The organism is Laspinema palackyanum D2c (assembly GCF_025370875.1).
Classification (GTDB): domain Bacteria; phylum Cyanobacteriota; class Cyanobacteriia; order Cyanobacteriales; family Laspinemataceae; genus Laspinema; species Laspinema palackyanum.
On sequence record NZ_JAMXFD010000004.1, the window covers coordinates 304,096 to 310,354 of the forward strand.

Below are 6,259 nucleotides of genomic sequence, written 5' to 3' on the forward strand. Positions count from 1 at the left end.
TCGAATGAGGTAAAAAATGCTACTAGAAATCAAGAGAATCACCGTCCCACCCGGACAGAGAGTTTTACTCGAAGATGTAAGCTGGAAAGAATTTGAAGCCATCTTAGAAGACTTAGGCGAACATCGTGGTGCGCGAATTGCTTACGATAACGGAACCTTAGAAATCATGACCCCATTACCAGAACACGAAAGCGGGAAAGTTTTAATTAGCAACTTGGTAGAAATTCTCCTAGAAGAACTCGATATTGAATTCTGGTCCCTGGGTTCGACTACTTTTAAAAATCAAGTCATGGCACAAGGCATCGAACCGGATAATTGCTTTTATATCCAAAATGAGGCAGCAGTCCGGGGTAAGGATCGATTAGATTTGACGGTAGATCCGCCTCCAGATTTAGCCTTAGAAATTGATGTAACCTCGCGCACCCATTCACAAATTTATCAAGGGTTAGGCGTACCGGAATTATGGCAGTTTGATAAAGGCACCCTCAAAATTAGCCTATTGCAAGAAGATGGCATCTATCAAGCAGGCGATCGCAGTCAAATTTTTCCTAATTTTCCTCTAACTGAGGTCATTCCCAAATATTTAAACCAAGCAAAAACCGAAGGCAGAAATAAAACAATGAAAGCCTTTCGCGCCTGGGTTCGGGAAGTTTTAAACACCTTTTAGGGGGCAAAGTCTATTGTTTTGTCCTTACCCATTCCAAAAGCCGGTCAACACCCTGAGTTCACCGGCACCCTTGCATTTTATCAGTCAGAGTTTAACCCTCTAAAATCTAAAATCTCTGATTATTTATTTTTCTTCCTTACTCTCCCCGGACCCTCCCGGTGAGGCTTCATATAAAGCATCTAAGCGTTCTCGGGCATCATCCATTGTCATGGATTTCATCACCATCAACGGTTCATTGACCACATTTCCAGACGCATCCAGCAGTTCCGGGTGGGGGACCGGACGTTGATATCGTCCCATTACTGAATTCGGGGACCCAGAGTTCCACCGAGAGGGTGGATAGGTTCTGGATTCACTACTCAGCATGACCAAACTGCGGATCAAGTTTCCGACGGCGAGAAACGCCAAAATGGTAAAGGCAAAAATGTAAACTAAGTGCAGCATATTGATATTCTCCGGCGCAGTCAGGTTATTAATCGGTAACTCAGGGGGCTATAAAAGAGTGTTTCTGAAGTTTATAGTCAGTTTTTACTCTTAAAGCAGATCTATGGATTTAATTTAGGGTTGAAAGGGGAGTCCAGGGAACTTCCATCAAGGACAGCCTAGAGGGAATTTTCCATGCGAAACCGCATCGAGACTTGCCAGCATTCCGTCAGCAATTTGTGCCACGGCATCAGCACTTCCATTTCTACGCCCACCTGACCCTCCGTGGCCCTGAGTAGCATTTGAGCGGTGGTGACTTCTTGCTGTGCGTATTGCACTCGGGCGAGTAACTCGGTTTGGCCCTCTTTCCCCAAAAAGGATATTTCCTCATTTTCCAATAACTTGCGCGATCGGGCAAACCAATATTGAAAATCCTCTAATAACGGTTCTAGTAGGGTTTTGAGTAAATTGGGTTCGGGAAGATTGGGATTGAGCATGATTTCCAAATAATCGGGGTACTGAGGCTAATTTTAACTTATTTTACAAAACTTAACATTCTCGGGGACAGTTGACAAGGGATTCGCGATCGCACGGTAACAATTGGCGATCGGTCTAGCGCAGCCGTGGCAACACCCGGCGGGGGTTCAAACCCCCGCCTAACAGAACCAAGTCGTCTAAAGACGACTGAAAGTCTTATCCCGTGGAATTTTCAGTCGGTTTCAACCGACTTTAGCTATTAGGCGGGGGTTTTAACCCCCGCCGGGTGTTGCCGCTGACCCTTGACATTCCTCATCGAACCTGCATAATTCCCCACCGCAACCGCCCCCTTCTCCCTGGGGCCTCCTGTGGTAACAACTTGACCCGACCACTCCGATTGGGGAACCGACCCTTTAAAATAGAACAGAAGGTAATACAAATCCGAGATTAAAATCCAACGCAAATGGCTAACTCATCTCCGGCTGTCGAAGCACCCGCAGAAAAAATTTACTTGCCGCGTACCGGCGAATCCCAGCAACTCAAAAAGATTCGCCACACCACCTCTCATGTGATGGCGATGGCAGTCCAGAAGCTTTTCCCCAAGGCCCAAGTCACCATTGGACCTTGGATTGATAATGGATTTTATTATGATTTTGACAATCCTGAGACCTTCACCGAACAGGACCTCAAAGCCATCAAAAAAGAGATGGTCAAAATCATCAACCGGAAATTACCCGTCACTCGTGAAGAAGTCACCCGCGAAGAAGCCGAAAGACGCATCAAAGCGATTAATGAACCCTACAAGTTAGAAATTCTCGGGGACATCAAAGAAGAACCGATTACCATCTATCACCTCGGGGAAGAGTGGTGGGATTTGTGCGCCGGTCCCCATGTGGAAAACACCAGCGAACTTCACCCCAAGGCGATCGAACTCGAAAGTTTAGCCGGTGCTTACTGGCGCGGAGATGCCAACAAACAACAGCTACAGCGCATCTATGGCACCGCCTGGGAAACCCCCGAACAACTCACCGAATACAAAAGACGCAAAGAAGAAGCCCTCAAACGAGATCACCGCAAACTCGGCAAAGAACTCGGACTATTTTTGTTTGCCGACCCCGTAGGGCCCGGATTGCCCTTATGGACCCCCAAAGGCACCGTCTTACGCAGTGTGCTCGAAGACTTCCTCAAACAGGAACAAGTCAAACGCGGATATCTCGGAGTTGTCACCCCTCATATTGCCAGAATTGACCTGTTTAAAACCTCCGGTCATTGGCAACAATATAAAGAGGATATGTTCCCCATGATGGCAGAAGATGAAGAATCTGCCGTAGCAGAACGGGGGTTTGTCCTCAAACCGATGAACTGTCCATTCCATATCCAAATCTATAAAAATGAGTTGCGTTCCTATCGCGATTTACCCCTGCGTTTAGCGGAATTTGGCACGGTTTACCGCTATGAACAATCTGGAGAACTGGGAGGATTAACCCGAGTTCGCGGATTTACCGTGGATGATTCTCACCTGTTCGTCACTCCGGAACAATTGGATGATGAATTCCTGAGTGTGGTGGATTTAATCTTATCCGTCTTTAATAGTTTGCAACTGAAAAACTTTAAAGCCCGCTTGAGTTTCCGTGACCCCGAATCCGATAAATATATCGGGTCGGATGAAGCCTGGAACAAGGCAGAAAATGCCATTCGTCGTGCAGTTGAAACCCTAGGAATGGAGTCCTTTGAAGCCCCAGGAGAAGCGGCCTTTTATGGGCCAAAACTGGACTTTATTTTCCAGGATGCCCTTGAGCGCGAGTGGCAGTTAGGAACCGTCCAAGTGGACTACAACTTGCCGGAACGCTTCCAATTAGAATATGTGGGAGAAGATGGCACTCGCAAACGTCCAGTGATGATTCACCGTGCGCCTTTTGGGTCATTGGAACGGCTAATTGGAATTTTGATTGAAGAATATGCCGGAGATTTCCCCTTCTGGTTAGCACCGATTCAGATGCGCTTATTGCCCGTAAGTGATGAATTTCTGCCCTTTGCGAAAGAGGTAGCAACTCTGATGCGAATCGAGGGAATCCGCGCTGAAGCCGATACCAGTGGAGAGCGTTTGGGTAAGCTGATTCGCAATGGAGAAAAGGAAAAAATTCCCGTGATGGCTGTGGTTGGAGCTAAAGAAGTCGAAGCGAATCAGTTAAGTATTCGCACCCGCGCAGGCGGTGAGTTGGGAACAATGGCGGTGGCAGAGGTGATTGAGAAGATGAAGGTTGCTAATCGCGATAGAACCAATTTCTAGTTCTCATTTTGAGTATAGATTTAGGCTGAATTATGTCTATCCTAAATCTATACTCACCGCAGTCATTCAGAGCAACATCGGGAGTAAAGTTGGACCTCGGTAGCAGTTAGATTTAAGTCTAAAACATGATTAAATCGGGAGGAAAATGATGCCTTCTCCGTTTCCAGGAATGGACCCATATTTAGAAGGACCGAATTTTTGGCCCGAGGTGCATAGTCGGTTGATGATAGAAATCGCAGATTTATTAGTCCCGCAGTTGCGTCCTAAATATCGCGTAGCCATTGAAAAACGGATCTATGAAAGCAGCGGAAATGATAGCTTATTGGTGGGAATCCCCGATGTGATTGTGCAGCATCGCCAACCGACAGCGGCGGGAGATTCTAATGTAGCAGTGGCAGCACCTCCGACTCAAAAACCCCTTCCGGTGCAAGTACCGATGATGATGGAATTTCGGGAAGCCTATTTAGAAGTCCGAGAGATGGCAACTGGGGAAGTGGTGACGGCGATCGAGGTTCTTTCTCCCGCCAATAAGCGCCGGGGAAAAGGCAGGGAAATCTATGAAGAAAAGCGCAGCCGCATTTTTGGAACTCGCACCCATTTGGTAGAAATTGACCTGTTGCACGGTGGGGAACCGATGCCGGTTTTAGGAAACGATGTGGAGGCGCACTATCGGATTCTGGTCAGTCGAGGCGATCGCCGTCCTCATGCGGACCTATATCTTTTTAATTTACCCGATACAATTCCCACCTTTCCCCTACCTCTACGTTCCGGGGATACAGAACCGATTATCGATTTAAACCTGTTATTAAATCAGCTATATGACCGGGCTGGATATGATTTTGTGATTGATTATGGGGAGGAACCTATCCCCGCTTTCTCTGAATATGAAGCAGCTTGGGCGGATGTTTGGTTAACAGAACAAGGAATATAAATTTTTCTGAAATAATGAGGTGATAGAGATGCAAACCATCAACATAGAAATTCCCATAGACTTAATTAATCAAGGTGAAACCGCAGTCTTGGAGCAAATTGCGATGCAACTCTATCAAAACAATATCTTTACCTTTGGCCAAGCCCGTCGGTTGTTAAATTATTCCGTATGGGACTTTCAGAAACTCTTGGGAGAAAATCATATCGTTCGACAATACAATCAAGATGATTTAGCCGAGGACATCCAAGAGATTCAATCAGGCTTGTGGGATGTTGAAAATAATTTGTAATGCGACCCCTTTGATTAACTTTGCCAGTATCAATCGCTTAGACATTTTCAAATCCCTGTTTAACGAAATGGTCATTCCACAAGCGGTTTATGCCGAAACAGTTGAATCAGGATTTCCCAACTCCGAAGCGATACTTAACGAGATTCAAGCCGGTTGGCTTCAGGTTCAGCCAGTGGAGGAGATGCCAGAATCTATCCCTTCACAATTAGATGCTGGGGAAAGGGAGGTGATTGCTTTAGCACTGATTGAACAAAAACCCAGGGTTATCTTGGATGAAAAAAGAGCGAGAAAAGTGGCGCAAGGGTTAGGATTAAATGTAATTGGGACTTTAGGGATTTTGATTTTAGCCAAACAGAACCGGATTATCCCCCAAGTCAAACCCCTGTTAAATGCCATGATGGCAGAAGCCCAATATTGGGTGAATGAAACTCTGTATCATCAGATTTTGCAAGCGGTTTCTGAGGATGAAACCGAAAAACTTTAGCAAAAAGCTTTGTTCCCCTGACTGAGTTTTCTACTTCTGCGAGTCTCGGTGGGGGCCAAATTGAGGAATATGCGGGAGATTTCCCCTTCTGGTTAGCGTCGATTCAAATACGGTTATTGCCGGTGAGTGATGAATTTCTGCCTTTTGCTAAAATCCAAATTGGGCTGGATGGACCCACGGGTCGGATGGATTGCACAGGGGGGAAACAGTAAGGTCGTTTCGGGGTAGTGATAAGAATCAAAGCACATTGATTCACAGATTAGGATTTTCAGGGTCAATTTTTCTTAAACTTGCGATCGCCTGCCAACGGGTATATTCATCCCGAGTATGTTGAATGACGTGAACTAATCCAGCGATCGCTTGAGGATTTCCAGGGTCAATATTCCATAAACTCTCAGCCGCCAGCCTACGGATACGTCCATATTCCTGAGTATTTTGAATAACGTGAAGCAACCCAGCAATAGCTTGAGGATTTCCTTGTCCGATTTTTTCTAAACTCTTAATTGCCAGCCTACGGATACGTGCATATCCCTGAGTATTTTGAATAACGTGAAGCAACCCAGCAATAGCTTGAGGATTTCCTTGTCCGATTTCCTCTAGACTCTCAGCCGCCAGCCTACGGGTATATTCATCCTGAGTATTTTGAATAACTTGAACTAACCCAGCAATAACTTGAGGATTTCCGGGGTCAATTTTCC

Annotated in this window: 8 protein-coding genes; 5 read left to right on the top strand and 3 right to left on the bottom strand. The window is 46.0% G+C overall.

Features of this window, described 5'->3' with window-relative positions; translation table 11 throughout:
* Positions 1-16: 16 nt before the first annotated feature.
* Positions 17-667 (top strand): Uma2 family endonuclease, encoded by a 651-nt coding sequence (locus tag NG795_RS07975; protein WP_367288120.1) that lies wholly within the window; start codon positions 17-19, stop codon positions 665-667.
* Between the two features lie 123 nt (positions 668-790).
* Here NG795_RS07975 and NG795_RS07980 read toward each other — a convergent pair whose 3' ends face one another.
* Both NG795_RS07980 and NG795_RS07985 read right to left on the bottom strand, forming a co-directional pair.
* Positions 791-1,111 carry a DUF2973 domain-containing protein gene (locus NG795_RS07980; protein WP_367288121.1) on the bottom strand — a complete coding sequence of 107 codons (321 nt, stop codon included), beginning with the start codon at positions 1,109-1,111 and terminating at the stop codon, positions 791-793.
* Positions 1,112-1,269: 158 nt separating this feature from the next.
* Complete coding sequence (locus NG795_RS07985; protein ID WP_015149350.1) at positions 1,270-1,587, bottom strand: DUF2605 domain-containing protein; 318 nt, start codon at positions 1,585-1,587, stop codon at positions 1,270-1,272.
* Positions 1,588-2,030: 443 nt separating this feature from the next.
* Between NG795_RS07985 and thrS the strand changes: the two genes are divergently transcribed.
* The 4 genes from thrS (at position 2,031) to NG795_RS08005 (ending at position 5,561) form a co-directional block, all read left to right on the top strand.
* Positions 2,031-3,857 carry a threonine--tRNA ligase gene (gene thrS / locus NG795_RS07990; RefSeq protein WP_367288122.1) on the top strand — a complete coding sequence of 609 codons (1,827 nt, stop codon included), beginning with the start codon at positions 2,031-2,033 and terminating at the stop codon, positions 3,855-3,857.
* Positions 3,858-4,005: 148 nt separating this feature from the next.
* Positions 4,006-4,788 (top strand): DUF4058 family protein, encoded by a 783-nt coding sequence (locus tag NG795_RS07995; protein WP_367288175.1) that lies wholly within the window; start codon positions 4,006-4,008, stop codon positions 4,786-4,788.
* A gap of 28 nt (positions 4,789-4,816) precedes the next feature.
* The gene (locus tag NG795_RS08000; protein ID WP_367288123.1) at positions 4,817-5,077 is read left to right on the top strand and encodes a UPF0175 family protein; all 261 of its coding nucleotides are present in this window, start codon (positions 4,817-4,819) and stop codon (positions 5,075-5,077) included.
* Positions 5,058-5,561 carry a PIN domain-containing protein gene (locus tag NG795_RS08005; protein ID WP_367288124.1) on the top strand — a complete coding sequence of 168 codons (504 nt, stop codon included), beginning with the start codon at positions 5,058-5,060 and terminating at the stop codon, positions 5,559-5,561. Before NG795_RS08000 ends, NG795_RS08005 begins: the two co-directional genes overlap by 20 nt.
* Positions 5,562-5,813: 252 nt before the next feature.
* On the opposite strand, the gene NG795_RS08010 is transcribed toward NG795_RS08005, so the two are convergent.
* Positions 5,814-6,259 (bottom strand): HEAT repeat domain-containing protein (locus NG795_RS08010; protein WP_367288125.1); only part of this gene is annotated, 446 nt, incomplete at its 5' end.